This window comes from Uliginosibacterium sp. 31-12 (assembly GCF_030548425.1).
In the GTDB taxonomy this organism is placed as follows: Bacteria; Pseudomonadota; Gammaproteobacteria; order Burkholderiales; family Rhodocyclaceae; genus Uliginosibacterium; species Uliginosibacterium aquaticum.
Genome location: NZ_JAUOOA010000007.1, coordinates 41765 through 67147, shown reverse-complemented (window position 1 = coordinate 67147; position 25383 = coordinate 41765). Strand labels below are relative to the sequence as shown.

General features: G+C 62.2%; 25 protein-coding genes and 1 other RNA gene. 4 read left to right on the top strand and 22 right to left on the bottom strand.

The genetic code is table 11. The features are described 5' to 3' along the window. Positions 1–52 precede the first annotated feature (52 nt). The 3 genes from Q3Y64_RS13855 to Q3Y64_RS13845 all read left to right on the top strand — a co-directional run bounded on the left by Q3Y64_RS13855 (position 53) and on the right by Q3Y64_RS13845 (position 2299). Complete coding sequence (locus Q3Y64_RS13855) at positions 53–811, top strand: zinc-dependent peptidase (protein ID WP_303562687.1); 759 nt, start codon at positions 53–55, stop codon at positions 809–811. 110 nt (positions 812–921) lie between these two features. After that, positions 922–1323, top strand: a complete 402-nt coding sequence (locus Q3Y64_RS13850; protein WP_303562685.1) for a host attachment protein — start codon at positions 922–924, stop codon at positions 1321–1323. A 97-nt stretch (positions 1324–1420) separates the two neighbouring features. Next, a complete protein-coding gene (locus Q3Y64_RS13845; RefSeq protein ID WP_303562683.1) occupies positions 1421–2299 on the top strand; it encodes an acyltransferase in 879 nt (292 codons plus the stop codon). 24 nt (positions 2300–2323) lie between these two features. Here Q3Y64_RS13845 and thpR read toward each other — a convergent pair whose 3' ends face one another. The 19 genes from thpR to rnpB all read right to left on the bottom strand — a co-directional run bounded on the left by thpR (position 2324) and on the right by rnpB (position 21810). Continuing rightward, positions 2324–2836, bottom strand: a complete 513-nt coding sequence (gene thpR, locus Q3Y64_RS13840) for an RNA 2',3'-cyclic phosphodiesterase (protein ID WP_303562681.1) — start codon at positions 2834–2836, stop codon at positions 2324–2326. Beyond that, entirely contained in the window at positions 2826–3317 is a 492-nt protein-coding gene (gene ispF / locus Q3Y64_RS13835) for a 2-C-methyl-D-erythritol 2,4-cyclodiphosphate synthase (protein ID WP_101944344.1), read from the bottom strand. Before ispF ends, thpR begins: the two co-directional genes overlap by 11 nt. Next, a complete protein-coding gene (ispD, locus tag Q3Y64_RS13830; protein WP_303562678.1) occupies positions 3314–4006 on the bottom strand; it encodes a 2-C-methyl-D-erythritol 4-phosphate cytidylyltransferase in 693 nt (230 codons plus the stop codon). Before ispD ends, ispF begins: the two co-directional genes overlap by 4 nt. Positions 4007–4076: 70 nt before the next feature. Further along, positions 4077–5213, bottom strand: coding sequence for a cell division protein FtsZ (ftsZ, locus tag Q3Y64_RS13825; protein ID WP_101944380.1), 1137 nt, complete (start codon positions 5211–5213; stop codon positions 4077–4079). A 169-nt stretch (positions 5214–5382) separates the two neighbouring features. After that, the gene (gene ftsA, locus Q3Y64_RS13820) at positions 5383–6612 is read right to left on the bottom strand and encodes a cell division protein FtsA (protein WP_101944342.1); all 1230 of its coding nucleotides are present in this window, start codon (positions 6610–6612) and stop codon (positions 5383–5385) included. Continuing rightward, positions 6609–7436 (bottom strand): cell division protein FtsQ/DivIB, encoded by an 828-nt coding sequence (locus Q3Y64_RS13815; RefSeq protein ID WP_303562672.1) that lies wholly within the window; start codon positions 7434–7436, stop codon positions 6609–6611. Before Q3Y64_RS13815 ends, ftsA begins: the two co-directional genes overlap by 4 nt. Beyond that, positions 7429–8340 (bottom strand): D-alanine--D-alanine ligase, encoded by a 912-nt coding sequence (locus Q3Y64_RS13810; protein ID WP_303562934.1) that lies wholly within the window; start codon positions 8338–8340, stop codon positions 7429–7431. Before Q3Y64_RS13810 ends, Q3Y64_RS13815 begins: the two co-directional genes overlap by 8 nt. Positions 8341–8365: 25 nt before the next feature. Then, positions 8366–9760, bottom strand: a complete 1395-nt coding sequence (gene murC, locus Q3Y64_RS13805; RefSeq protein ID WP_303562670.1) for a UDP-N-acetylmuramate--L-alanine ligase — start codon at positions 9758–9760, stop codon at positions 8366–8368. 226 nt (positions 9761–9986) lie between these two features. Then, positions 9987–11048 carry an undecaprenyldiphospho-muramoylpentapeptide beta-N-acetylglucosaminyltransferase gene (gene murG / locus Q3Y64_RS13800; protein WP_303562933.1) on the bottom strand — a complete coding sequence of 354 codons (1062 nt, stop codon included), beginning with the start codon at positions 11046–11048 and terminating at the stop codon, positions 9987–9989. A 5-nt stretch (positions 11049–11053) separates the two neighbouring features. After that, on the bottom strand, positions 11054–12322 hold the full coding sequence (gene ftsW / locus Q3Y64_RS13795; RefSeq protein ID WP_101944338.1) for a putative lipid II flippase FtsW: 1269 nt from the start codon (positions 12320–12322) through the stop codon (positions 11054–11056). 5 nt (positions 12323–12327) lie between these two features. Beyond that, the gene (gene murD / locus Q3Y64_RS13790) at positions 12328–13713 is read right to left on the bottom strand and encodes a UDP-N-acetylmuramoyl-L-alanine--D-glutamate ligase (protein ID WP_101944337.1); all 1386 of its coding nucleotides are present in this window, start codon (positions 13711–13713) and stop codon (positions 12328–12330) included. Position 13714: 1 nt separating this feature from the next. After that, positions 13715–14803, bottom strand: a complete 1089-nt coding sequence (gene mraY, locus Q3Y64_RS13785) for a phospho-N-acetylmuramoyl-pentapeptide-transferase (RefSeq protein WP_303562666.1) — start codon at positions 14801–14803, stop codon at positions 13715–13717. Positions 14804–14809: 6 nt separating this feature from the next. After that, positions 14810–16177, bottom strand: coding sequence for a UDP-N-acetylmuramoyl-tripeptide--D-alanyl-D-alanine ligase (gene murF, locus Q3Y64_RS13780; protein WP_303562664.1), 1368 nt, complete (start codon positions 16175–16177; stop codon positions 14810–14812). After that, positions 16174–17676 carry a UDP-N-acetylmuramoyl-L-alanyl-D-glutamate--2,6-diaminopimelate ligase gene (locus Q3Y64_RS13775; protein WP_303562662.1) on the bottom strand — a complete coding sequence of 501 codons (1503 nt, stop codon included), beginning with the start codon at positions 17674–17676 and terminating at the stop codon, positions 16174–16176. Before Q3Y64_RS13775 ends, murF begins: the two co-directional genes overlap by 4 nt. Beyond that, complete coding sequence (locus tag Q3Y64_RS13770; protein ID WP_101944333.1) at positions 17673–19415, bottom strand: penicillin-binding protein 2; 1743 nt, start codon at positions 19413–19415, stop codon at positions 17673–17675. Before Q3Y64_RS13770 ends, Q3Y64_RS13775 begins: the two co-directional genes overlap by 4 nt. Then, positions 19412–19690 carry a cell division protein FtsL gene (ftsL, locus tag Q3Y64_RS13765; protein ID WP_101944332.1) on the bottom strand — a complete coding sequence of 93 codons (279 nt, stop codon included), beginning with the start codon at positions 19688–19690 and terminating at the stop codon, positions 19412–19414. Before ftsL ends, Q3Y64_RS13770 begins: the two co-directional genes overlap by 4 nt. Continuing rightward, complete coding sequence (rsmH, locus tag Q3Y64_RS13760; protein WP_101944331.1) at positions 19687–20637, bottom strand: 16S rRNA (cytosine(1402)-N(4))-methyltransferase RsmH; 951 nt, start codon at positions 20635–20637, stop codon at positions 19687–19689. The genes ftsL and rsmH overlap by 4 nt, the downstream gene beginning before the upstream one ends. Beyond that, positions 20634–21086, bottom strand: coding sequence for a division/cell wall cluster transcriptional repressor MraZ (mraZ, locus tag Q3Y64_RS13755; protein WP_101944330.1), 453 nt, complete (start codon positions 21084–21086; stop codon positions 20634–20636). Before mraZ ends, rsmH begins: the two co-directional genes overlap by 4 nt. A gap of 307 nt (positions 21087–21393) precedes the next feature. Next, positions 21394–21810: RNase P RNA component class A (gene rnpB, locus Q3Y64_RS13750), an RNA gene on the bottom strand. A 115-nt stretch (positions 21811–21925) separates the two neighbouring features. Here rnpB and Q3Y64_RS13745 point away from each other — a divergent pair. After that, positions 21926–23146, top strand: a complete 1221-nt coding sequence (locus tag Q3Y64_RS13745) for an HD-GYP domain-containing protein (protein ID WP_303562656.1) — start codon at positions 21926–21928, stop codon at positions 23144–23146. 3 nt (positions 23147–23149) lie between these two features. Here Q3Y64_RS13745 and Q3Y64_RS13740 read toward each other — a convergent pair whose 3' ends face one another. The 3 genes from Q3Y64_RS13740 to pyrC all read right to left on the bottom strand — a co-directional run bounded on the left by Q3Y64_RS13740 (position 23150) and on the right by pyrC (position 25357). Further along, the gene (locus Q3Y64_RS13740) at positions 23150–23656 is read right to left on the bottom strand and encodes a YgjV family protein (protein ID WP_303562654.1); all 507 of its coding nucleotides are present in this window, start codon (positions 23654–23656) and stop codon (positions 23150–23152) included. A 236-nt stretch (positions 23657–23892) separates the two neighbouring features. Then, entirely contained in the window at positions 23893–24312 is a 420-nt protein-coding gene (locus Q3Y64_RS13735) for a hypothetical protein (protein ID WP_101944327.1), read from the bottom strand. A gap of 10 nt (positions 24313–24322) precedes the next feature. Continuing rightward, positions 24323–25357, bottom strand: a complete 1035-nt coding sequence (gene pyrC / locus Q3Y64_RS13730) for a dihydroorotase (RefSeq protein WP_303562651.1) — start codon at positions 25355–25357, stop codon at positions 24323–24325. Between the last annotated feature and the right edge of the window lie 26 nt (positions 25358–25383).

Below are 25383 nucleotides of genomic sequence, written 5' to 3'. Positions count from 1 at the left end.
CACCGGCCTGCCTTGCTACCCTCTCGGGGAAACCCCGACACGGATACACATCATGTTTGCTGCGCTGCGTCGTCTTTTTGCTGCAAGAAACGCGCCGCCCGATGTGTCGGAGGCCTTTTGGTCGGCCGTTGAGGCCAGCCTCTCCTGCCTGGCTCACTTATCGCCGGAGGAGCGCCTACGTTTGCGCCAGATGGCCCTGGCCTTCCTTGACGACAAGGTCTTCGCTGGCGCCCAGGGCTTCGAACCGGACAATTTCGCCCGCCTGTCGATTGCCCTGCAGGCCTGCCTGCCGGTACTGAACCTGGGCCTCGACGCCTATGCAGGCTGGCGCGGCATCATTGTCTATCCCAGCGACTTCGTGATCCCGCGCAGACTCATCGACGAAGACGGCCTGCTTCACGAGTACGAAGAAGATGCACTGGGCGAATCCTGGGATGGTGGCCCGATCGTGCTGAGCTGGTTCGACAATCCGGCGGACTATGAAGGCGCCAACGTGGTGATCCACGAGTTCGCTCATAAGCTCGACATGCTGGGCGGCGAGGCGGATGGGCGCCCCCCGCTGCATGCGGGCATGAACGTGGACACCTGGTGCGCGGCATTCGATGCCGCCTACGAAGACTTCTGCGCGCGCGTCGATGCCGAAGAAAAGACAGAACTCGATCCCTATGCCGCCGAGCACCCCGCCGAATTCTTCGCCGTCTGCTCGGAGGCCTTCTTCACCGCACCAGCCGGACTTGTCCACGACTACCCTGGCGTATACGCCCAGCTGACGGCCTTCTACAGGCAGGATCCGCTGCAGAGCAAGGCCTGATGCGGCTCGCCGCGATATTTCTTTTTTCTATTGGCGCTCCCGGCTGGCTCTCCTAGCCTGAGAAGGCTGGTCTGCGCCAGCCCCCTCTCTCAATCCCACAGGAGTCCGCCATGTCCATGACCTGGATCGTCGTCGCCAACGCCCGTCACGCCCGCATCTTTGCCCACCGCGGCCCCAATAAGGCCCTCGAACTGGTCAAGGAAACCGAGCTGAATGAAGACGAGTTCAGTGTGGCCGAATCCAGCGGACGCGCCTCACCCAAACGCAAACAGCCCGGACGACATACCGCCCAGGGCTTCGCCCACCGCTTGGCCTTGGACCTGTGCAGCGGGCGAAGTCGAGGCTCCTTCCAGCGTGCCATCCTGGTCGCCCCCCCTGCATTCATGGGGCTCCTCAACGCCGAGCTGGATGCCCCCACCGCCTCGCTGGTGAGCGGACGACTGGATAAGGATTACACCCGCAGTGAAGCCACGGCCCTCTCCAGCCACCTCGGTAATTGCCTGTGCGTATGACCCCTGCAGGTTGATGTAACCCAGCGCTTGCGGCAGCGCAGGCAGTCGCAAGCGCTTCCGGTAGAATCACGGTTCCCGTTCTTCGCGGTGCTCACCGATGCTTCGCTGGCTTCCTGCCCCTCTCAAACTCGTGTTCGCCAGTCTGGCCGGTGCGCTCAATACCGTGCTGGTCTTTCTCGCCTTTATCCCCTTCGCACTGCTCAAGCTGTGCATCCCGCTGACGCCGGTGCGCAAGTTCGCCGACCATTGCCTAGTTGCACTGGCCAATGCCTGGGTCAAAGTGAATGATCTGTGGATGGGCACCATCGAGGCACGTCGCTGGCAAATCAGCGGAACCGACGATCTGCGCCCGCGCGGCTGGTATCTGGTCAGCGCCAACCACCAGAGCTGGGTCGACATCCTCGTGTTGCAAAGCATCTTTCGTGGGCGCATCCCCTTCCTGAAATTCTTCCTCAAGAAGGAGCTGATCTACATCCCGGTGCTCGGGCTAGCCTGGTGGGCATTGGACTTCCCCTTCATGCGCCGCGGTGGCAAGACTCTCTCGGCAGCGGCTGCGGATATGGCCACCGCGCGCAAGTCCTGCGAAAAATTCCGCCATATCCCTACTTCAGTGATCAACTTCCTTGAAGGAACACGCTTCACAGCAGCCAAACATGCCCAGCAGAAGTCGCCCTACAAGCATCTGCTCAAACCCAAGAGTGGCGGAGCCTCGATTGCCCTGGGCACCATGGGCGAACTCTTTGATGCCCTGCTGGACGTAACCATCGTCTATCCGGATGGCGTGCCGCGCTTCGTCGATCTGCTGCGAGGTCGCATGGGTCGGGTGATCGTCGACGTTAACAAGCTCACGATCCCCGCAGAGTTTCTCGGCGAAACCGCCTCGGCTGATCCTCAATACCGCGGCAAGATCCAGTTGTGGCTCAACGAGCAATGGGCAGCCAAGGATCAGCGCATCGAGTCCCTGCTGAAAAAGTGAGCCAGGATGGGCGAGAAGCTGCTTCTAAGCAACCGCCCACTCGGCAAGGCGCCGATAGCGCAATCCATCAGACTTGGCGGATGCCGCCAGAGACCAACCTTCAAGCGGCCACTCAACGGGCTCCACGACCTCGAGGGATAGATCCGTACTCGCCTTGCGCAGCAAGGTGACATGCGGCACGAAGTCACGGACGTCCAGCTTAAAGCCCGCATCGGTCAGTGCTGCGTGCAAATCGGTCACAAAGTCGGCCAGCTCCGGCGGCCAGATCTCCGGAGCGGCCCACAGGATCTGGTTGTGCGGCCAGTATTTCAGGCTTCGGATGCGCAAACTGGCTCGCGGCAGAGAGAGGCTTGCAGCAATCTGCCGCAAGCACTCAAACTCCTCCGCATCCACATCCCCCATAAACGCGAGCGTCAGGTGCAGGTCACCGGCCCGCAGCGGCAGCCCCTCTTTGTTTTTGCCCAACGCATGCAGTCTGGCAGCCACCTCCGGAGGTGGCCACAGAGCGAAGAAGGTTCGCGTAAACTCAGCTCGCACGGCGCGCCAGCAACGCCACCGCCTGCGTGGCAATACCCTCGCCACGACCAAGATGACCAAGCTTCTCGTTGGTCTTGCCCTTCACGTTAACGCAGGCGGGCTCAACGCCAAGATCCGCAGCAATATTGGCCACCATCTGGGCCGCATGGGGTGCGATCTTCGGGGCCTGCGCAATGATCGTGGCATCCACATTCACAACCTCCCAGCCGGCTTCGCGCACCCGGCGCATGGCTTCACGCAGGAGTACCCGGCTGTCCGCTCCGGCATGCGCGGGGTCTGTATCCGGAAAAAGCCGGCCGATATCTCCCAAGCCAACGGCGCCCAACACCGCATCTGTAATCGCGTGCAGCAGGGCATCCGCATCCGAATGCCCAAGCAGACCCTTCTCGTAGGGGATCTCGACGCCCCCGAGAATCAGCTTGCGGCCCTCTACCAGACGATGCACATCCAGCCCCTGGCCAATCCGAAACCCCACACTCATGCTCCGCTCCTTGCACGCAGAATCAGCTCAGCGAGCGCCAGATCCTGCGGATATGTCAGTTTGAAATTGGTCGCATCTGCTGCAATCAGCCGCGGGCTCAGACCCAGCGCCTCGACCGCACCGGCTTCATCCGTCACGCCTGGCGTAGCCTGCAAGGCCTGGCGCAACAAGCCGAGGCGGAACATCTGCGGTGTCTGTGCCTGCCACATCGCCTCCCGCGAAACAGTTGCCGCCACGCGCCCGTCTGCGCCGCTGCGCTTGAGCGTATCGGCCACCGGCTGAGCCAGCAGCCCCCCTACCGGATCATCCGCCAGCGCCTCGATCAGGCCATCGACCTGCGCATCAGTGATACAGGCGCGTGCCGCATCATGTACCAGCACCCAATCTTCGGCAGTCAGATCGGCCGCGAGAACCCGCAGCGCGTTCGCAACGCTCCCCGCACGTGTCGGGCCGCCCACTCGCAGCACCTGCAGGCGCTCTGCCAGCGGCAGCCAGTCAAACTCATCCCACCACTCATCTTCCGGCGACAAGACCACGCACACCCGCTCGATGCGCGACACCCGCGTCAGGGCGGCAAGGGCATGCCAGAGCATAGGCCGGCCGGCCAGCTCAAGATATTGCTTGGGACGCTCGGCCCCCATGCGACTGCCACTCCCAGCAGCCGGGACGATGGCGAAGAAGCGGCTCATGCCAAAGGCTCCGATAGATACGAAAAAGCCGGGCAGCTACGCCCGGCTTTTCTATTAATGACCACGAAGATCAATCCGCTTGCTTCCTGAGGAAGGCCGGGATGTCGTAAGTGCCAAAACCGTTATCACTCATCGCCTGCACCGTGTTGCGGGTGCTGCGCCGAATCACAGCAGGCATGGCCAGATCTTCGTAATTGACTTCCATCGGCACATTGTCGGTGCCGGTTTTGACCATCTGGATCACAGGCTGACGAGCTGCGACGCGGCGCGCACCTAAGCCTGTCGCCAACACGGTCACACGGATGCGGTCTTCCATGGCATCGTCAAATACCGTACCGTAGAACACGGTAGCATCTTCAGTCGCAAAGGCACGCACGGTCTGCACCGCTTCACGCACTTCGGACATCTTCAGCGAGCGGCTAGCGGTGATGTTGATCAGCACGCCACGTGCGCCGGAGAGCTCGACACCTTCCAGCAGTGGGCTGGCTGCAGCCTGCTCGGCCGCGATGCGGGCGCGATCCATGCCGGAAGCCTCGGCCGAACCCATCATGGCGCGGCCCATCTCGGCCATCAGCGTGCGCACGTCCTGGAAGTCGACGTTCACCAGGCCCGGCACATTGATGATTTCGGCGATGCCGCCAACAGCCTTGCGCAGCACGTCGTCGGCATTACGGAAGCATTCTTCCATGCTGGCATCATCGCCATAGACTTCCATCAGCTTGTCGTTGAGCACAACGATCAGGGAGTCGACATGCTTGGCCAGCTCTTCCACGCCACTGTCAGCAGTACGGAAGCGGTTTTCGAAATCGAAAGGTTTGGTGACCACCGCCACCGTCAGGATGCCCAGTTCCTTGGCGATTTCAGCCACCACCGGAGCGGCGCCCGTACCAGTGCCGCCGCCCATGCCTGCAGTGATGAAGGCCATGTGTGCGCCTTGCAGGGAGGCCACGATAGCATCGCGGGCTTCAAGGGCTTCAGCACGGCCTGCTTCAGGCTTGGCGCCAGCACCGAGGCCGGACTTGCCGAGCTGGATCTTGCGCGAAGCGAGCGAGCGCTTCAGCGCCTGGGCGTCGGTGTTGGCACAGATGAATTCGACGCCTTGAACACCTTCGCGAATCATGTGATCAACTGCATTGCCACCTGCACCGCCGACACCAATAACCTTGATGACGGTACCACTCGGTTCCTTGTCGACAACCTCGATCAGATCCATATGCTCCCCTTTTCTGCCAGCGCTGCGCCCTGCGTGAAGATGTTTTGCGGCAAATCAAAACACCCTAAATGTAGTATCACGGCGCGGAGTGTACTACTAAATAAGCGAAAGAAATACAAGAGCTTCCCCTAGGTCCAGATAGCTGTTGCAACTACATGACAAATCAGAAGTTTTTCTCAAACCAGGCCTTCATGCGCTCGAAAGAGTGGCGCAGGCTACGCGTCTCGCGCGCCTGCAGACCACGCCGGCGCTGGGCCGCTCCCTCCAGCACCAGGCCCATCACATTGGCGTATTGCGGCTGGCTCACGACATCGGCCAGCGGCCCTTGATACACCGGTACGCCAATGCGCACCGGCACATGAAACACCTCATCCCCCAGCTCGCACATCCCGCCCAGCAGGCCAGTGCCCCCTGTCAAGACAAGGCCAGATGAAAGCAGCTCTTCATAGCCACTGCGCCGCAATTCAGCCTGCACCAACTCGAAAAGCTCCTGCACACGAGGCTGGATAACCGCCGCCAGGCTTTCGCGTGACAGTCGGCGCGAAGCGCGGTCACCCACGCTCGGAACGTCAATGGTTTCTTCCGGATCCACCTGGCTCTGCATGGCCATGCCGTAATCAAGCTTGATGCCCTCAGCCTCGCTGGTCGGCGTGCGCAAGGCCATGGCGATATCGTTGGTGATCTGGTCGCCGGCAATCGGAATGACAGCCGTGTGACGGATTGCGCCCTGTGTGAACACGGCCAGGTCGGTCGTGCCGCCGCCGATGTCCACCAGGCACACGCCGAGTTCCTTTTCGTCCTCGGACAGGGTGGCAAAGCTGGACGCCAGCGGTTGCAGCACCAGATCGATGACCTCCAACCCGCAGCGACGCACACATTTGACGAGATTCTGCGCAGCAGACACTGCGCCGGTGATGATGTGCACCTTGACCTCTAGCTTCACACCACTCATGCCGATCGGCTCGCGCACACCGTCCTGGCCGTCAATAATGAATTCCTGGGTCAGGATGTGAAGAATCTGCTGATCCGCCGGGATCGGCATAGCACGCGCCACTTCGATCACCCGCTCGACGTCCAGCGGGGTGACTTCCTTGTCCTTGATGGCCACCATACCGTTGCTATTGAAGCTACGGATATGGCTACCGGCGATGCCGGTATAGACATCGCGGATCTTGCAGTCAGCCATCAGCTCGACTTCCTGCACCACGCGCGAAATCGCATCCACCGTGGCTTCGATATTCACCACCACGCCCTTCTTCAGGCCTGAGGAAGGCTGTGTGGCCACGCCGATGATTTCTAGACGCCCATCCGGCCGCAATTCGGCCACCATGGCGGTCACCTTGGAAGTGCCCACGTCAAGACCAACGATCAGATCCTTGCTGTCCTTGCTCATTGCTTGCCTTTTCCTTGTTCGCTGCCTGCCATTCGCACCGCGAAACCACTCGGGTAGCGCAGATCCGCCACCGTAACGGCGCGCGGCAGCCTTTTCGTGAGTTGCGGCCACATACTTACAAAACGCTTGAGTCGCTCATCGATCGGCGCCTTTGCCTGGTCCTTGCCCACTTCCACCACCATGCCATCGTCAAGCTTGAGCTGCCAGGCATGACGTCCGGAAAGTGACAAGGCCACCACATTCCTGTTGATCGGCTGCAACAATTCATTGAAGCGACGCATTTGCGCCAGGATATGCATGCTCGCTTCGGGCGGGCCGCTGAACACCGGCATGCTGTCATTGGCTGCCGCATCGAACAGTTCGCCAAAGCCATTGACCAGACGTGTATCGCCGGAATCGGCACTGCGCCAGTAGGCTACCGCCACATGCTCTTCCAGCGAGACCTCGATGGCCCCCGGCCATTGCCGGCGTAACTGGGCGCTACGGACCCAGGGCAGATTCTCGAAAGCCGTACGGCCCTTCTCAAGATTCACGGTAAAGAAATTGCCACCCAGCGCGGAAGCCGCCACGTACTCCAGCTGTGCATGGGTGACATGCGACAGGGGCGACACGATTACCACCTCACGCAAACCAAACAGCGGCAAACGCACCGCCGCCTTGACGGCCGCCATGCCCAGCAACACCGATGCCACCAGGATCAACACATCGGAGACCAGATTCATCCAGTCCGGCCGATGCCAGAAGCCCGCCGCAGCACGTCGCACGCCGGCCTCGCGGCCGCGCGTAGCTGACGTCTTGCCGAAGGCGGGCTGGTGCTCAGTCAAGCTTCGTCTGCTCCAGAATGGCTAGGCACAAAGCCTCGAAACTGTAGCCAGCTGCACGAGCTGCCATCGGCACCAGGGAGTGACTGGTCATGCCCGGCGCGGTATTGGCCTCGAGCAGATAAGGCAGGCCGGCTTCATCCATGAGAAAATCGACACGCCCCCAACCCTTGCCGCCAAGCACTTCGAAGCCCCGCAGCGCGTACGCGCCAACTTGCGCCTCCATCTCAGCGGAGAGACCCGAGGGGCAGCGATAAACCGTGTCGTCGCGGAAATACTTGGCTTCGTAATCGTAGAAATCGCTCGCAGGTTCGATCTTGACCGAAGGCAGTGCCCGACCACCAAGAATCGCGCAGGTGTATTCACCACCACCGATGAAGCGTTCCGCCATCACCAGTTTGTCGAGCTTGCGCGCGGCCTCGAAGGCATCGCGAAACTCCGCCAGGCTACGCACCTTGGTCACCCCCAGGCTCGAGCCTTCGCAAGCGGGTTTGACGAATAGCGGCAAACCCAGCCGTTGGGCGATCTGTTCGAAATCACTGTGCTCATCGAGCATGCAGAAGTCAGGCACCGGCAGGCCAGCCGCCTGCCACAGCAGCTTGGTCCGCCACTTGTCCATGCCGATGGCGGAGGCAAGTACACCACATCCCGTGTAGGGAATGCCGAGCGCCTCCAGCGCGCCCTGCACCGTGCCGTCTTCACCGAAGCGACCATGCAGCGTGATGAACGCGCGGGTAAAACCCTCTTGCCTGAGTTCCCACACCGGCCGTTCGGCCGGATCGAAAGCATACGCATCCACGCCAGCCGCGCGCAGAGCGGCCAACACGGCGTTACCGGAAAGCAGCGAAATTTCGCGCTCGGCCGAAGGCCCTCCCATCAGGACGGCGACCTTGCCGAAGAGCTTCACATCTGTTGTCACGAGTGCTTCCTTGTTACGCATCCGTGGCCACCAGCTTCGCCGGCACAGCGCCGATCGAGCCTGCGCCCATGGTGATGACTACATCGCCATCCCGCGCCACTTCAAGAATGCGGGCAGGCATGTCGGCAATATCTTCCACGAAGACCGGCTCAGTCTTGCCAGCCACGCGCAGAGCGCGCGCCAGCGAGCGACCATCGGCGGCCACGATAGGTGCTTCGCCAGCGGCATAGACTTCGGCCAGGACCAGTGCATCAACCGTGCCGAGCACCTTGACGAAATCCTCGAAGCAATCACGGGTACGGGTGTAGCGATGCGGCTGAAAAGCCAGCAGCAGACGCTTGTCGGGAAATGCGCCGCGCGCGGCTGCGATGGTCGCCGCCATCTCGACCGGGTGGTGGCCGTAATCGTCAATCACCGTGCAGACACCACCGGCCGGCAACGCGGCTTCACCGTAACGCTCGAACCGCCGCCCAACGCCGCGAAATTCGGCCAGGCCTTTCTGGATGGCTTCGTCTGACACGCCCAGTTCGGTTGCCACGGCAATCGTCGCCAGAGCATTGAGCACGTTATGCATGCCTGGCAGGTTCAGCACCACCGGGATGCGGGTGGTCTCGCCATTCTGGCGCACGCAGTCGAAATGCATCTGGCTGCCCACCGCACGCACATTCTCCGCACGGACATGCGCCGAAGGATCCAGACCATAGCGCACGATCTGCTTGGACACGAAGGGCATGATCTCGCGCACATGCGGATCATCCACGCACAGCACCGCCACGCCGTAGAAAGGCAGGCGGTTCAGGAAGTCGACGAAAGCCTGGCGCAGCTGAGAGAAATCATGGCCATAGGTGTCCATGTGGTCGGCATCGATGTTCGTGATCACCGAAATCACCGGGCTCAGGAACAGGAAGGACTTATCAGACTCGTCCGCTTCGGCCACCAGCACATCACCGGTGCCAAGCTTGGCATTGGCGCTCGCAGCATTGAGCCGGCCACCGATCACGAAGGTCGGATCGAGCTGACCTTCAGCCAGCACGCTTGCGACCAGGCTGGTGGTTGTCGTCTTGCCGTGAGTCCCGGCAATCGCGACTCCCTGCTTGATGCGCATCAGCTCGGCCAGCATCTGGGCGCGTGGCACAACCGGGATCTGCCGGCTGCGCGCGCAGATCACCTCGGGATTGTCGCTCTTCACTGCCGTAGACACGACAATCGCATGGGCGTCCGCCACATTTTCGGCGGCATGGCCAATGCTGACCTTGACGCCGCAAGACTGCAGACGTCGTGTCGCGGCACTCGGCGCGAGATCCGAACCGCTGACCTGATAGCCGAGATTGGCCAGCACCTCGGCTATGCCGCTCATGCCGGCACCGCCGATACCTACAAAATGGATGCGTTTGATCTTGTGTTTCATGCGCGCACTCCGGTGCGGGCACGGGAAATCCGGGTCATGGAGCTGCCTGTGGGAATAGCGAAGGAAGGGACGCGCTCGCGCGCGTAATGAGGGGCGCAGTGTCGCAAATTTCGAGCCTCAAGACACCTCTTGACGCAGCCACCGACTGGCTCTCTCCCTCGGCCAGTCTGGCTTTGCAGCGAAAACACGATTTCCACCCTGCCAGAGAGGTGCGCGTCCCGCGGGCTCAATGCTGATACAGATGTGCACACAGCTCTGCTACCTCGGCCGCAGCTTGCGGGCGCGCACAAGAACGCGCAGCCTGGGCCATTTCAAGCAAACGCTCACGGCTGACCCGCGCCAGCCAGCCGGCCAACCCTTGCGCCGTCAGTTCGGACTGCGGCATCAGGATCGCGGCATCCCGCTCGGAAAGAAAACGGGCGTTGCCGGTCTGATGGTCATCCACCGCATGCGGGAATGGCACCAACACGCTGGCTACCCCTGCTGCGGCAAGTTCCGCCACAGTCAGCGCGCCGGAGCGGCAAATCACCAGATCGGCCTCAGCATAACGCTGGGCCATGTTGTCGATGAAGGGCAGCAATTCCCCCTCGATGCCCGCCGCAGCATACGCAGCGCGCAAGGCCTCAATCTGACTTGCGCCGGACTGGTGCGTAATCAGCGGACGCTCACCCGGCGGCAACAAGGCCAACGCTTGCGGCACGACCGTGTTGAGCGCCTGGGCGCCCAGCGACCCACCAACCACCAGGATCCGCAGCGGCCCGGTGCGCCCGGAAAAGCGCAAAGTGGGCTCGGCGATTGCAGCGATCTCAACACGCACCGGATTGCCAAGCCAGTGCCCCCCCCGGATCACATCAGGAAAACCACTCGCCACTCGATCGGCAACACTGGCCAGCACGCGATTAGCCAGCCCCGCCACCGAATTCTGCTCATGTACGACCAAAGGCTTGCCCAGCAGGGCCGCCATCATTCCGCCAGGGAAACTCACATAGCCGCCCATGCCCAGCACCACATCCGGCTTCACCCGTCGAATGGCCTGCAGGGCTTGCCAAAAACCACGTAGCAGATTCAGTGGGAGCAGCAGCTTCGCCAGCAGCCCCTTGCCCCGCAGGGCACCGAACCGGATCCAGGCCAGTTCATATCCGCGCTGCGGCACGAGTTTGCCTTCCATGCGGTCTTCATTCCCCATCCAGGCAATCTGCCAGCCGCGCGCGCGCAGCGCTTCGGCCACCGCGATGCCTGGATAGATATGTCCGCCAGTCCCTCCAGCCATCACCAGCAATTTCGGCATGCGACTCATGGCGCCATCCCTTCACGTGAGGGGCTGGCTACACGGTGCGCAGCGGCCATGTCGAAACTGCCAAGACCGCTGGCGCGAGGCGGCTGACGATTTTCCCAATCAATACGTAAGAGGATGGCCAGCGCCAGGCAGTTAGCAAGGATGCCGGAGCCGCCAAAGCTCATCAGCGGCAGAGTGAGGCCCTTGGTCGGCAGCACCCCCATGTTTACGCCCATGTTGATAAAGGATTGCACGCCGATCCACAAACCAATGCCTTGCGCGACCAGGCCCGCAAAATGATGCTCAAGCTGATGGGCGCGGCGGGCAATTGCAAAGGCGCGCTGCACAAGGATCGCGAACAGGGTGATGACCACCAGCACACCCGCGAAGCCAAGCTCCTCGGCAATCACTGCGAGCAGGAAATCGGTATGCGCCTCGGGCAGATAGAAGAGCTTTTCGACGCTACCCCCCAGGCCCACGCCCAGCCACTCGCCACGCCCGAAAGCAATCAGCGCATGAGAGAGCTGATAACCGCTGCCGAGGGCATCCTTCCAGGGGTCGGAGAAGCCAAACAGGCGCTCTCGCCGATAGGGTGATAGCCAGATCAGCAACACAAAACTGATCAGCGCCAGCACGAGCAGCAAGGCAAAGATGCGTGCGTTCAGGCCACCGAGAAACAGGACGCCGAAGGCAATGCAGCTGATCACCACGAAGGCGCCGAAGTCTGGCTCACGCAGAAGCAAAGCCCCCACCATCACGATCATGCCGAACATCGGCAGGAAGGCGCGCTTGAAACTCTTCATGTCCGGCAGCTTGCGCGCCGTGTAATCCGCCGCATACAGCGCGACCGCAAGCTTCATCAGCTCGGACGGCTGGATATTGGCAAAGCCCATCGGAATCCAGCGCCGCGCACCATTCACCTCGCGGCCGATGTGCGGAATCAGCACCAGAATCAACCCCAGCAACCCCACACCGGCCAGCCAGGGCGCCAGTTTCTGCAGGCTGCGCACCGGCACCTGAAAGGCGATGGCTCCCGCTACCAGGCCCATGACCAAAAAGATCGAATGGCGCAGCAAGAAGAAGTGCGCCTGATGCCCGGACAGGCGACTGCCCTCGGCAAACGCAATCGACGAGGAATACACCATCACCAGGCCGAACAACAGCAACAAGGCCGAGGACCAGAACAGCAACGGATCGAGCTCGCCCGCCGGACGCACAACGCCACCGAGCCGGTTCTCGCCCAGGCCGCGCTCGCCAAAGAGACCGAAGCCGGCACGCAGACTCATGCTCCTCATGGCTTCACCCCCGGCAAAGCCAGTGTCGCCGTGATGAAGACCTCAGCACGATGCGCATAGTTGCGGAACATGTCGAGGCTAGCGCAAGCCGGCGAGAGCAGCACGGCATCGCCGGCCGCCGCTTTGGCATTTGCCACCCGCACCGCCTCCTCCATGCTTGCCGCATGCACATAGTCAGCACCGCTGGCGCGCGTTTCCTCCTCCAGGCGGGTCGCGTCGCGACCGATCAAAACCACCGCGCGCGCGTGCTGACGCAAGGCCTCAGTGAGCGGCGAGAAATCCTGGCCCTTGCCGTCTCCGCCGGCAATCAGCACCACCTTGCGTCCCAAGCCCTGCAGTGCCGCCAGGGTGGCGCCTACATTGGTTCCCTTGGAGTCGTCGTAGAACACCACACCATCTTCACGCCCGGCTACCCGCTCAACCCGGTGCGATAACCCCTTGAAGCTCTGCACGGTCAGTAGCAACGGTGCCAAAGGCAGATCGATGGCCACGCAAAGCGCCAGCGCGGCCAGCACATTGGCAAGATTGTGATCCCCCGCCAGGGGAACGTCAGCCGCCGGCATCAGCGGCTCTTGCCCTCTCGCCAGCCAGCGCTCGCCAGCATGCTTGATGACGCCAAAGTCCTCGCCTGCCGGAGGCTGGCCCAGTCCGAAACTAATCTGACGATGGCCATCGCGCAACATGCGGCTGGCCCAGTGATCCTCGCGATTCACCACCTGTACCGCATGACCGTTGAAGACGCCGGCCTTGCTTGCGGCATAAGCTGCCATGGCGCCATGGCGATCGAGGTGATCATCCGTGACATTCAGCACCGCCGCCGCATCGGCATTCAGCGCAGCGGTGGTTTCCAGCTGGAAGCTGGAGAGCTCCAGCACCCACACCTCGGGCAACTTGCCAGCGTCGAGGCGGCGCATGAGCTCGTCCAGCGCGGCGGGCGAAATATTGCCGGCTACCGCGGTCTCGCGCCCTGCTGCCCGAGCGAGCTCGCCCACCAGCGTGGTGGTGGTGGTCTTGCCATTGGTACCGGTAATAGCAATCAGCTTGCAGCGCTGCCGCTCCCCGAGGGCTGCGAGTGCCGCGATGAAGAGCTCGATCTCACCCGTGATCGTGATGCCGCGTGCACGCGCGGCCAGCACCAGCGGCTCATTGACCGACAGGCCCGGGCTCAACGCGAGGCAATCGATGCCTTCGAGCAGGCTCTCCACAAATGGCGCACAGAGGATTTCAGCTTGCGGACAATCACAGCGCAGCGCATCGACGCCAGGCGGTGTAGCGCGCGAATCAGCTACCCGCACACGGGCACCACAGCGCACGAGCCAGCGTGCCATCGCCAGCCCGGATTCGCCCAGCCCCAGTACGAGATAGTTACCCTGCAGTTTCATCTCAGCGCAGTTTCAGGGTTGAAAGGCCAAACAACACAAGCATCAGGGTGATGATCCAGAAACGCACCACGACCTGGGTTTCCTTCCAGCCACTCAGCTCGTAGTGGTGATGCAGTGGTGCCATGCGGAAGATGCGCTTGCCGCCGCTCCACTTGAAGTAGGCCACCTGCAACATCACTGACAGCGTCTCGGCGACGAACAGGCCGCCCATGATGAAGAGCACGATTTCCTGACGCACGATCACGGCCACCGTGCCCAGCGCAGCGCCGAGCGCCAGTGCGCCGACGTCGCCCATGAAAACATCGGCCGGGTAGGCGTTGAACCACAGGAAGCCCAGGCCAGCTCCGGCCATCGCGCCACAGAACACCGCCAGCTCACCCGCGCCCTGGATATAGGGCACGCCGAGATAGGCAGAGAAACCTTTGTGACCCGCCACATAAGCGAAAATCGCCAGCGCGGCAGCCACCATCACGGTCGGCATGATGGCCAGGCCATCGAGACCGTCGGTGAGATTCACCGCGTGGCTGGTGCCATTGATCACGAAATAGGTCAGCGCGATGAAACCGAAAATGCCCAGCGGGTAGGCCACCGACTTGAAGAAGGGCACGATCAGCTCGGTATGGGCTGGCGTTTCGGCGTTGTAAGCGAGAAACACGGCGGCCCCCAGTGCGATCGCTGAGGTCCAGAAATACTTCCAACGGCTCGCCAGTCCTTTCGGATCGCGATGCACTACCTTGCGCCAGTCATCTACCCAGCCCACCGCGCCAAAGCCCAGCGTCACCACCAGCACGACCCAGATGTACTTGTTCGAAAGATCACCCCACAACAAGGTGGTGACGCCGATCGCAATCAGGATCAGGGCGCCGCCCATGGTTGGCGTACCCGCCTTGGTCAGATGGCTCTTGGGGCCATCATCACGCACGGCTTGGCCGATTTTCTTGGCCGCCAGCCAGCGGATCAGCGGCGGGCCGAAAATGAAGGAAATCAGCAGTGCAGTCAGTGCCGCCAACATCGTGCGCAGCGTGATGTAGCCGAACACATTGAAAGCACGGATATCCTGCCCGAGCCAGAGCGCAAGTTTGAGTAGCATCCCTTGTCAGTCCTTTTCTCGAGGCGAACACAGCGCCTCGACCACACGTTCCATGCGCATGAAGCGCGAACCCTTCACCAGCACCACCACGTCGGGCGCCAGCAGCGGTCGCAGAGCCGCAGCCAGTTCGTCAACGCTCGTGAAATGCTCGGCCCCCGGGCCGAAATTATTGGCCGCTAGCGCGCTCTGCTCGCCCAGAGCGAACAGGCGATCCACGCCGGCACTCTTGGCATAGCCGCCAATCTCATCGTGATACTGGGCACTCATCTCGCCGATTTCACCCATATCGCCGAGCACCAGGAATTTGCCCCCGGGCGTAGCCGCTAATACGTCGATGCCGGCACGCACCGAGTCCGGATTGGCGTTGTAGGTGTCGTCCAGCAAGATCGCGCCGGCCGGTGCATCCTTGCGCTGCAGACGGCCTTTGGCCCCAGTGAAGCAGGAGAGGCCGCGCACGCAGGCATCCAGTGGTGCGCCAGCGGCAAGGCAAGCCGCGATCGCGCCCAGCGCATTTCTCACGTTATGCACACCGGGTACCGGCAATTCAAAACTCGCCTCCCCCTGCGGGGTTTGCAGCTTCAACAGACTGCCGAAGGCACGCGCTTCGAGACTAGCGGTCACGTCGCAGGGCTGCGTCAGCCCAAAACCCAGCACCTTCGCTGCGCCGTGCTGCTCAAGCCAGTAAGCGGCGTGCTCATCATCGGCATTGATGATAGCCACCCCTTCCGGGCTCAGCGCCTCGAATATCTGCCCTTTCTCTTCGGCCACCGCGAGCAGCCCCCCCATACCCGCCAGATGTGCGCGCTGGGCGTTGGTCACGATCGCCACGCTCGGCTTCGCCAGCCCGGCCAGATAGGCGATCTCGCCCGGGTGGTTCATGCCCATTTCGATCACGGCCGCCCGATGGCTGGCTGAAAGGCGCAACAACATCTGCGGCAAGCCAATGTCATTATTCAGGTTGCCTTCGGTCGCCAGCACGGCGTCCCCGCCAAGCCAGGCACGCAGAATCGCGGCGCACATTTCCTTGACCGTGGTCTTGCCGTTGCTGCCGGTCACACCGATCAGCGGAAGCACAAACTTGTTACGCCAGTGCGCCGCCAAGGCACCTAACGCAAGGCGGGTATCAGCCACCCGCAGCAGCGGCAGCCCCGCCGGCGCCACCAGATCGCTACGCTCATCGACGAGTGCTGCCACCGCCCCCTGCGCGGCGGCCTGAGCGAGAAAATCGTGGGCGTCGAAACGCTCGCCACGCAACGCAATGAAGAGTTTCCCCCCCAGATCTGCGCGGGTATCCGTGCTGACGGCCGAGAACAGCGGATCGCCACCGCTGCAACGGCCACCGATAGCAAGAGCTGCTTCCTGCAGATGCATCATGCGCGTGCCTCCCGTGACCAGGCAGTCAGGGCTGCACTGGCATGCTCCGCGTCGCTGAAATGGTGTTTTTTGCCGGCCACTTCCTGATAATCCTCATGCCCCTTGCCGGCAATCAGGATCACGTCATTGGCATGCGCCGCCATCACCGCGCTGCGGATGGCTTCAGCTCGATCACTGATGCATTGCGCCTGTGGCGCGCCCTCGGCAACCTGGCGGATGATGGTGTGCGGATCCTCGCTGCGCGGGTTGTCGCTGGTAATGACGACCTTCATGGCAAGGCGGGCAGCCACCTCGCCCATCAGAGCGCGCTTGCCAGAATCACGATCACCGCCACATCCGAACACACAGCACAGTTGGCCCTGCCGTGAATCCACAGTGTGGGCCAGCGCATGGAGCGCCTGCTCCAGCGCATCAGGCGTATGGGCGTAATCCACCACCACCAGCGGTTCGCCAATGCCGCCCAGGGTCTGCATGCGGCCCTCCGGGGGTGTGAGCTCACGGCTGGCCGCAATGGCCTGCTCAAAACTGTAACCGGAGTGCAGCAGAACTCCGATCACCGCCAGCAGATTGGAGACATTGAATTGGCCGACCAAGCCCACGCTCACCTCGGCGCGCTGGCCATCGTAGCTCACGGTAAAACGCATTCCCGTCTGCGTGGTGCGCAGTTTTTCTGCTACCAGCATGTGCTGTGCGGGCGCGGCACTGGTGTTGTCCGGAATCACGCTGTAGCCGGTCACCTGAACAACGCCGGCGGCGGCCAGCCGGCGCGCCAGCATCACCCCCATCAGATCATCAAAGTTCAGGATCGCGGCCTTGAGGCCAGGCATGTCGAAAAGCTTGGCCTTGGCGGCCGCATAGGCCTCCATGGTGTGGTGGTAGTCGAGATGATCACGGGTCAGGTTCGTGAAGACCGCCACATCCATGCGACAGCCTGCCACCCGCCCCTGATCAAGACCGATCGACGAGACCTCCATGGCAATCGCCTCAGCCCCTTCGGAACGGAAACGAGCCAAGTCTTCCTGCAGCACGATGGCATCCGGGGTGGTGTTGCCGGTCTGTACCAGACGCCCGGGAAAACCCGAGCCCAGTGTGCCAATCACCGCACACTTGCGCCCCAGCCCGCCCATTGCGCGGGCAATCCACTGCGAGACCGAAGTCTTGCCGTTGGTGCCACTCACGCCCACCATCCACAGGGCTTCGGAGGGTCTTCCGAAAACCTCGTCGGCAATGTCGCTAGCCATGTGGCGCAGACGATCAACGGGCAGATTGGGGACGGCAATGGCCGGATCCCATTCGAAATTTTCACGCTCCCACAGCACCGCTGCGGCGCCACGCTCAACAGCAGCGGCGATGTATTGGCGACCATCGCTGGCATGCCCGGGATACGCCAGGAACACATCACCAGGCTGGATCTTGCGCGAGTCGGCACTCACCCGTTTCGGCTGGCAACCGCTGGCTGCAAGCAGGGCCATGATGGCGCCGGCCAGAGGACTGGTCACATGGCCTCCCGGCTCTTGCCGAGTTGCTGCTGCGCCACCTGCTGCGGCGTGATCGGCGCATCCGGACGCACCCCGAGCGTACGCAAGGCGCCAGCGGAAATCTGCGAGAACACAGGTGCTGCCACATCGCCGCCGTAGTGCCCCCCCACACTCGGCTCGTCAATCGCCACCGCCACGATCAGACGCGGCTCGGAAGCCGGCACCAGGCCGACGAAGGACGCCAGGTATTTCTTGGTATAGCGGCCGTTTTCAAGCTTGTACGCAGTACCGGTCTTGCCCGCAGCGCGGTAGCCCGGCACAGCCGCAAGTGGCGCAGTGCCACCAGATTGGGTGACGCTTTCCATCATGGCTCGCACCTGTCTTGCCACCTCAGGGCTGAATACTCGCTGTCCATGAAGTGGCGGAGCATCCACCCGGGTCAGGGAGAGCGGAATCAGCTCGCCATCGCGCGCGAAAGCCATGTAACCGTGCGCCAGTTGCATCAGCGTTACCGATACGCCATGACCATAGGCCATGGTGGCCTGCTCGATCGGGCGCCAGCTTTTCCAGGGCCGCAAGCGGCCGCCCACCTCACCGGGAAAACCCAGCTTGAGCGGCTTGCCAAAGCCCAGATCGTCGTACAGCTCCCACATGTGCTGCGCCGGAAAGGCCAAGGCCATGCGCGCCGAGCCGATATTCGAGGACTTCTGGATGACCTGGGCCACACTCAGCATGCCATGCGAATGTGAATCGCTAATCGTGGCGCCATCAATGGTCATCTTGCCGCCGAGCGTATCGATCATGGTATCGGCGCGGAAGCGATTGGATTCGAGTGCCATTGCGGCCACAAAAGGCTTCATCGTCGAACCCGGCTCGAAGCTGTCCGTCATCACCCGATTGCGCAGCTGCTCGCCCGAGAGTTTCACCCGATTGTTCGGGTTGTAGGTCGGGTTGTTCACCAGCGCCAGCACTTCGCCGGTCCTGGCATCCAGCACCACGGCGGAGCCGGCTTTGGCCTTGTGTTGTTGCACAGCCTGCTTGAGCGCGCTATAGGCCAGATACTGGATCTTGGCGTCGATGGCCAGCTGCAGGTTGCCGCCATCCTGAGGACGACGGATGGTTTCCACGTCTTCCACGATCTGGCCGCGACGGTCCTTGATCACCCGGCGCGAGCCCGGCTTGCCGGTCAGCATGTCATTGAAGGCCAGCTCCACGCCCTCCTGCCCACGGTCATCCACGTTGGTGAAGCCCACCAGATGTGCGGCCATCTCGCCAGTCGGGTAATAGCGACGGTACTCGTCCTGCGCCTGCACGCCGGGCAGCTTGAGTGCCATCACACGGTCGGCTACGTCTGGTGCTACGGCGCGCGACAGGAATACGTAGTCCTTGCCGCTGGCGAGTTTGCGATTGATGTCCGTCAGGTTCAGATCAAGGATCTTGCCGAGCTGAGCCACCTCGCCCGCGCCCAGCTGCGCCATGTCAGGAATAACTGCAATGGATTTGACCGGGGTGCTGGTGGCCAAGGTATCGCCATTGCGATCCACCACCTTGCCGCGGTTGGCAGAGAGCTCCAGCGTACGGGCGTAACGCGACTCACCCTTGCGCTGCAGAAATTCCTTGTTCACCCCTTGCAGATACATGGCACGTGCGCCGAGCACCACCGAGCCGCTGAGCAGGGCGATCAGCACCAAACGGGCGCGCCACTCTGGCAGGCGCTTCGACAGCAAGGGGTTGTGATTGAAACTGTGTGTGTGCTTCATCCGCGCCCGCCTCCTGCCGGGTCCAGCGTGATCTCGGCATCCCTGACGGGAGCCTGCATGCGCAAGGTGCTACGGGCGAAGCGCTCGACGGTAGGCAATGCGGCTACAGCCTGCTGCTCGATATCGAGCTGAGTCCATTCCACTTCAAGATTGCGAGTGCGCACCTGCTCGCGCTCGATGGCGGTGACCAGCTTGCGCGAGCTGTGCTGCGAGGCCACTACACCGAGCGAACTGGCCACGACAGCAATCATCAGGAACGCGGTAAAACGGATCATCCCGCGTACTCCCAAGCCGACGCACTGCGCGCAGCCACCCGCATGATGGCGCTGCGCGAACGTGGATTGGCGGCCACTTCCGCCTTCGAAGGTTTGATCGCATCGCCAACCAGCAACAAGGGCGGCTGCGGACGTTCGGCTTCGCGAATCGGCAAGCCTTTCGGCAGCGCAGGCGGCTTCGCGTGATCGCGCATGAAGCGCTTCACGATGCGGTCTTCCAGCGAATGGAAGGCAATCACCACCAGTCTCCCCTCAGTTTTCAAGCGTGACACCGCCTGCGGCAGGATCAGCGACAGCTCTTCAAGTTCGCGGTTAACGCAAATCCGTAGAGCCTGGAAGGTGCGCGTCGCCGGGTGCTGCCCCGGCTCGCGCGTGCGGACGGTCGCCGCAACGATCTCGGCAAGCTGTCCTGTGGTAGCAACATTGCCCCCCTGCCTAGCAGCGTCAATCGCCTTTGCAATCGCGTAAGCAAACCGCTCATCTCCGTACTCCCTCAATACATTGGAGATCTCGGCCACGCTCGCGCGGGCCAGCCACTCCGCTGCGGTTTCACCCCGCGTCGGATCCATGCGCATGTCCAGCGGCGCATCAAACCTGAAACTCATGCCCCGGCTCGCGTCATCCAGTTGCGGTGACGACACCCCCAGGTCCATCAACACCCCATCCACCGCCCCGACCCCCAGCGCATCCAGCTCCCCGGCAAAGGCCGAGAAAGGCTCATGCACCAGCGTCAGACGCGGATCATTCAGCGCCCTGCCCGCCTCGATGGCGCGCGGATCTCGATCAAACGCAATCAGCCGCCCCGCCGCCCCCAGTGCAGCCAGAATTCGCCCGCTGTGCCCGCCCCGTCCGAAGGTCGCATCCACGTACACCCCGTCCGGGCGGATCGCCAATGCCTCAACCGCCTCATTCAGAAGGACGGTGATGTGACTGAACTCGCCGCTCACAGCACGAGGTTTTCAAATCCGGGCGGCAACTCGCCGCTCGCGAACTGCGCAGCCGCCTCGGCCTGCTTCTGCTGCCAGACGGCTTCCGACCACAACTCGAAATGGGTACCCAGCCCCATCAGGCGAACCTGCTTGTCCAGCTGAGCCCAGGCCCGCAACTCGGGCGCTACCAGCACCCGGCCGCTGGCATCCATGGATTCATCCAGCGCATTGCCGACCAGCAGGCGGCGCAGGTTGGCTGCGGCCACATTCATGCTCGGAATGGCCAGGATCTGGTCGCGAATCGGCTCCCAGTCCGGCGCCGGATAAACCAGCAGACAACCATGCGGATGCGTGGTGAGGACCAGGTTGCCGCCACAGCGCGCCATCAGCGCGTCACGATGCCGCGCCGGAACGCCTAAGCGACCCTTCGCATCGAGACTGAGCACTGAAGCACCCTGGAAAGACATCCATCCCCCTCATTGACCCCGGAACAGGGAGCAGGCCGGCGCACAAGCCAAGCGCCACATCAACCCACTTTTATCCCTTTTATCCCACTTCGCTCCACTCTAGTTGGAAAGAAAAGCGCGGTCAAGCTCGCTCGCCAGGGAAAAGCGGCGCGCGAACAAGGACTTGCGGACAGGCGGCGGGTGCGGCGGCCGGCAGCGCCAAACGGAGGACAACAAGCCTCAGGGCAGCAAACAAGCCAAGGCCTTGGCAGACAAGAACAAAAGGAGAGGGGCTGCGCAAAGGGTGCGTTGCGCGAGGAGAAACGGAGGGGGAAGTTCGTCGATAAGCCGGGTTCTGTCGCGCCGGCTTGCGCCGACGGGGCAGTCATTCCTCTGGGCGACACGTTACCGTGCCGCTCTAGCAGCCTACCCGGGGGCTCTGCGGGCCACATCAACGCCCCCCTATTTGGCCTTGCCCCGGATGGGGTTTACCTAGCCAGCCCTGTTACCAGGAACTGCGGTGGGCTCTTACCCCGCACTGCTTGCGCAATGCGCCAAACCTCGCTCACGCTCGGCTTGACACCATTTCAACCTTGCCTGATCTCCTTGCGGAGCCATCGGCGGTATGTTTTCTGTTGCACTTTCCGTCGCCTCACGGCGCCCGGCCGTTAGCCGGCATCCTGCCCTGCGGGGCCCGGACTTTCCTCCATGCGCCGAAGCACACAGCGACTGCCTGACGAACTTCCCGCCGTGATTATACGGGGCGGGGCGGCAAACGCCGGATTTTCCGGGACTTCATTTCCGCTCCGCCGAGCCGTTAGTACGAGGAGCACAGAAAATTCCGCACAAGGTCAGTCGGCATGATCAAGAAAATTCCAAGCCAGGAACTCCGAGTCGGCATGTTCATCCACGAACTGGATTGCGACTGGCTGAGCCATCCGTTCCTGAAGAACCAGTTCAAGCTCGCCAGCGACGCTCAGATCGAGAAGGTGCTCGACTCCGGTATCCACTATGTCTATATCGACACCGATAAAGGCCTTGATGTACCAGATGCGCCAACCGAGGAAGAGGTACGGGACAGCCTGCAGGAAGAGTTGATCGCGCTGGTAACGGCCGAACAGCCCGTGATCATCCACGCCACGCGCGATGAGGAAATCCAGCGCGCCTACGCCATCAAGGGGCGCGCCCAGGCGCTGGTGCGCAACGTGATGGCAGATGCCCGCCTGGGCCGCGCAGTAGAGGTCGAGCAGGTCGATCACGTGGTGGAGAACATTACCGAGTCCATCCTGCGCAACAGCGGCGCCATCCTCGGTCTGCTCACCATCAAGAACAAGGACGACTACACCTTCCTGCACTGCGTGAGCGTGTGCGCCCTGCTCGTAGCCTTCTGCCGCACCATGAATCTGGACGCCGAAACCACCCGCCTCGCCGGTATGGGCGGCCTGCTGCACGACACCGGCAAGGCACTGGTGCCCGATGAAGTGCTGAACAAGCCAGGCAAACTCACGGATGATGAGTTCGAGCTGATCAAGCGCCACCCGCGTGACGGCTACGAAATCCTGCTCAAATCGCCCGAAATCGGCCCGATCCCGCTGGACATCACCCTGCATCATCATGAGCGCATGGACGGCAACGGCTATCCGGACAAGCTCAAACCCGAACAGATCCCCCAACTGGTGCGCATGTCATCGATTGTCGATGTTTACGACGCAATCACGGCGGATCGCTGTTACCACCGCGGCATTACGGCCACCGACGCACTGCGCAAGCTGCACGAATGGAGTGCCTTCCACTTCGATCCGAAACTGGTCCAGGCCTTCATCCGCTGTGTCGGTATCTATCCGGTGGGCGCCTTAGTCAAGCTTGAATCAGGCCGTCTCGGTGTGGTGCTGGAGCAGAACGACACCAACCTGCTGCAGCCCCGCCTGAAGGTCATTTTCAACGCCAAGACTGGCCACCGCGTCGAACCTTACGATCTGGATCTGTCGCGCCCGATGGGCTGTGGCGGCGCCGACCGCATCGTCGGTCACGAAGACCCGGCCAAGTGGAAGCTCGACACCCAGCCTTTCATCTCGTCCTGAATCTCAGGCAGGTGGCTGCTCGCGGCGCAGGCGCCAGATCGTCGAACAGCTGATCGCGGTAATCATGAGCTCCATCGCCGTACCGCCGATCGAGCCCATCAGGATGTTATTGACCAGCCACAGCAGGGTCGCGCCGAGCATGCCGTAGCGCAGTTGCAGCCCGCTGAAGCGGAACATCGAAATGGTGGCCACCGCAGCAGCCAGCAGCGGGAATACATTCCAGGCGCTCTTCACCACGAAGAAGGCCAGCACGAAGTTGGCTGCCAACAGCACTCCCGCCACCCACAGGGAGCGGGTGCGCATCGACAATAGATTGCGCGCAATCGACAGTAGCATGCCTGCCGTGGCAGCCACGTTACCCATGAGGATGAAGTGCACAGCGTAAACAAAGTTCTGCAGGGTCAGCCACTTGCGGAACTGATGATCGTGCTTGCGGGAGAAACTAACCATGCCCAGCACAAAAGTGGCATAGCCGAAGAGCTGCGGCAGGGAGAAAGCATCGGCGGGCAAAGCGTTAAACCCGGTTGGAGTAAGCCGGAAGTTTCCGCTACTCACCTGCAAGAGGCAATCCGCGTCACCACGTAGGCCAGAGCGGAAGATGCGAAGCCGACTAACCGCCTCCACTCACCACGAAAGGAATACGGGGCCGGGCCTGGCAGAACCCCGGTGCGCGGGAAATGATCGGCAGCAGGCACCTGTCGGCCGCAAGCCGAATGGATCACAAAGACGGCGCCGGGAGCCGCCCCTCAGGGCACGGCCGGCTCGAAGACCAGAGCCCCTTCTTTCTTGACGAAACTGCCGACCAGCCTGCCGGGTGGGCTGGTCGGCCGGTCCTCCGGCTTGAAGGTCTGGACCACGCACTGCTCGGTTCCCAGTGCATACCAAGCCTTGCCCTGCTGAGCGGCATACAGGCGTGGCGCAACTTCGTATAGATCAAGCTTGGCCATCCCGGTGCCGGTCGCTGCAATGTCGTAACGACGTTGACACTCGGGAAAACGTGCAATGACGAAGCGCTGATGCACCTCACCGAACCAGGGCAGATTCTGCTCGCGCACCAGGCTGATCGAATGGTTCTTGCTCTCGTCGATCGAATAAGAGGCCGCATTGTTCTCGCAGCCCGTCAGCAACATCGCGGCAGGCAACAACAGGAAGGACAGCCTCTTCATCCTAATCTCCTCACACCAGACGCCAGGCCACCGTCTCGCCCGCACGCAGCGGCACCAGCGGATCGCCCGGCAAATAATCCATCGTCGCCGGCACACTCCAAGCTTCTCTGGCCAGCGTGATCGTGTCGGCATTTCTCGGCAGGCCATACCAGTCCGGCCCGTTAAAACTCGCAAACGCCTCCAACCTGTCCAGCGCCCCGGCAGACTCGAAAGCTTCGGCATACAACTCGATGCCAGCATGCTCGGTATAGCAACCGGCACAGCCACAAGCGGCTTCCTTGGTGCTCTTGGCGTGCGGTGCAGAATCCGTGCCGAGGAAGAATCGCGGGTTGTCCGAAATCGCCGCCTCAAGCAGCGCCTGACGATGCACTTCGCGCTTGAGTACCGGCAGGCAATAGTGATGCGGGCGGATACCGCCGGCAAAGATTGCGTTGCGGTTCATCAGCAGGTGGTGGGCCGTGATCGTGGCGGCCACATGCTCACCGGCGCTGCTCACATACTGCGCCGCCTCGCGCGTCGTGATGTGTTCGAACACCGTACGCAGACGCGGGAAGCGTTGCGCCAGCGGAGCCAGCACGCGGTCAATAAAAACAGACTCGCGATCAAAAACATCCACGTCACCATGGGTCACCTCGCCATGCACACAGAGAGCCAGACCGAGTTCTTCCATGCGCTCGAGCACGCCGGTGACTTTCTCGATCGACGTCACCCCGGCATCCGAATTGGTCGTGGCGCCGGCCGGGTACAGCTTCACCGCATGGATGAAGCCGGAGGCTTTGGCACGAGCGATCTCATCGGGTGAGGTGTTGTCTGTCAGGTACAACGTCATCAGAGGCTCGAACTTGAGCCCGGCCGGTACAGCGGCGAGGATGCGTGCGCGGTAGGCGGCCGCCTGCTCCACGGTGGTGACCGGCGGGCGCAGGTTGGGCATGATGATGGCGCGGCCGAAGCGCTGCGCGGCATCCGCCACGGTGACGTGCAAGGAAGCACCATCGCGCAGGTGCAGGTGCCAGTCGTCAGGGCGGGTAAGCGTGATTTTTTGCATGCAGTTCTTTCCGGGGCGAGAAACGT

Excerpts from the sequence above, each read along its gene's own strand:
- Q3Y64_RS13855 (WP_303562687.1), top strand. The coding sequence starts at position 53 with ATGTTTGCTGCGCTGCGTCGTCTTTTTGCTGCAAGAAACGCGCCGCCC.
- Q3Y64_RS13850 (WP_303562685.1), top strand. The coding sequence starts at position 922 with ATGTCCATGACCTGGATCGTCGTCGCCAACGCCCGTCACGCCCGCATC.
- Q3Y64_RS13845 (WP_303562683.1), top strand. The coding sequence starts at position 1,421 with ATGCTTCGCTGGCTTCCTGCCCCTCTCAAACTCGTGTTCGCCAGTCTG.
- ispF (WP_101944344.1), bottom strand. The coding sequence starts at position 3,317 with ATGAGTGTGGGGTTTCGGATTGGCCAGGGGCTGGATGTGCATCGTCTG.
- ispD (WP_303562678.1), bottom strand. The coding sequence starts at position 4,006 with ATGAGCCGCTTCTTCGCCATCGTCCCGGCTGCTGGGAGTGGCAGTCGC.
- ftsA (WP_101944342.1), bottom strand. The coding sequence starts at position 6,612 with ATGAGCAAGGACAGCAAGGATCTGATCGTTGGTCTTGACGTGGGCACT.
- murC (WP_303562670.1), bottom strand. The coding sequence starts at position 9,760 with ATGAAACACAAGATCAAACGCATCCATTTTGTAGGTATCGGCGGTGCC.
- murG (WP_303562933.1), bottom strand. The coding sequence starts at position 11,048 with ATGCCGAAATTGCTGGTGATGGCTGGAGGGACTGGCGGACATATCTAT.
- ftsW (WP_101944338.1), bottom strand. The coding sequence starts at position 12,322 with ATGAGTCTGCGTGCCGGCTTCGGTCTCTTTGGCGAGCGCGGCCTGGGC.
- murD (WP_101944337.1), bottom strand. The coding sequence starts at position 13,713 with ATGAAACTGCAGGGTAACTATCTCGTACTGGGGCTGGGCGAATCCGGG.
- mraY (WP_303562666.1), bottom strand. The coding sequence starts at position 14,803 with ATGCTACTCAAACTTGCGCTCTGGCTCGGGCAGGATATCCGTGCTTTC.
- murF (WP_303562664.1), bottom strand. The coding sequence starts at position 16,177 with ATGATGCATCTGCAGGAAGCAGCTCTTGCTATCGGTGGCCGTTGCAGC.
- Q3Y64_RS13770 (WP_101944333.1), bottom strand. The coding sequence starts at position 19,415 with ATGAAGCACACACACAGTTTCAATCACAACCCCTTGCTGTCGAAGCGC.
- ftsL (WP_101944332.1), bottom strand. The coding sequence starts at position 19,690 with ATGATCCGTTTTACCGCGTTCCTGATGATTGCTGTCGTGGCCAGTTCG.
- mraZ (WP_101944330.1), bottom strand. The coding sequence starts at position 21,086 with ATGTCTTTCCAGGGTGCTTCAGTGCTCAGTCTCGATGCGAAGGGTCGC.
- Q3Y64_RS13745 (WP_303562656.1), top strand. The coding sequence starts at position 21,926 with ATGATCAAGAAAATTCCAAGCCAGGAACTCCGAGTCGGCATGTTCATC.
- Q3Y64_RS13735 (WP_101944327.1), bottom strand. The coding sequence starts at position 24,312 with ATGAAGAGGCTGTCCTTCCTGTTGTTGCCTGCCGCGATGTTGCTGACG.
- pyrC (WP_303562651.1), bottom strand. The coding sequence starts at position 25,357 with ATGCAAAAAATCACGCTTACCCGCCCTGACGACTGGCACCTGCACCTG.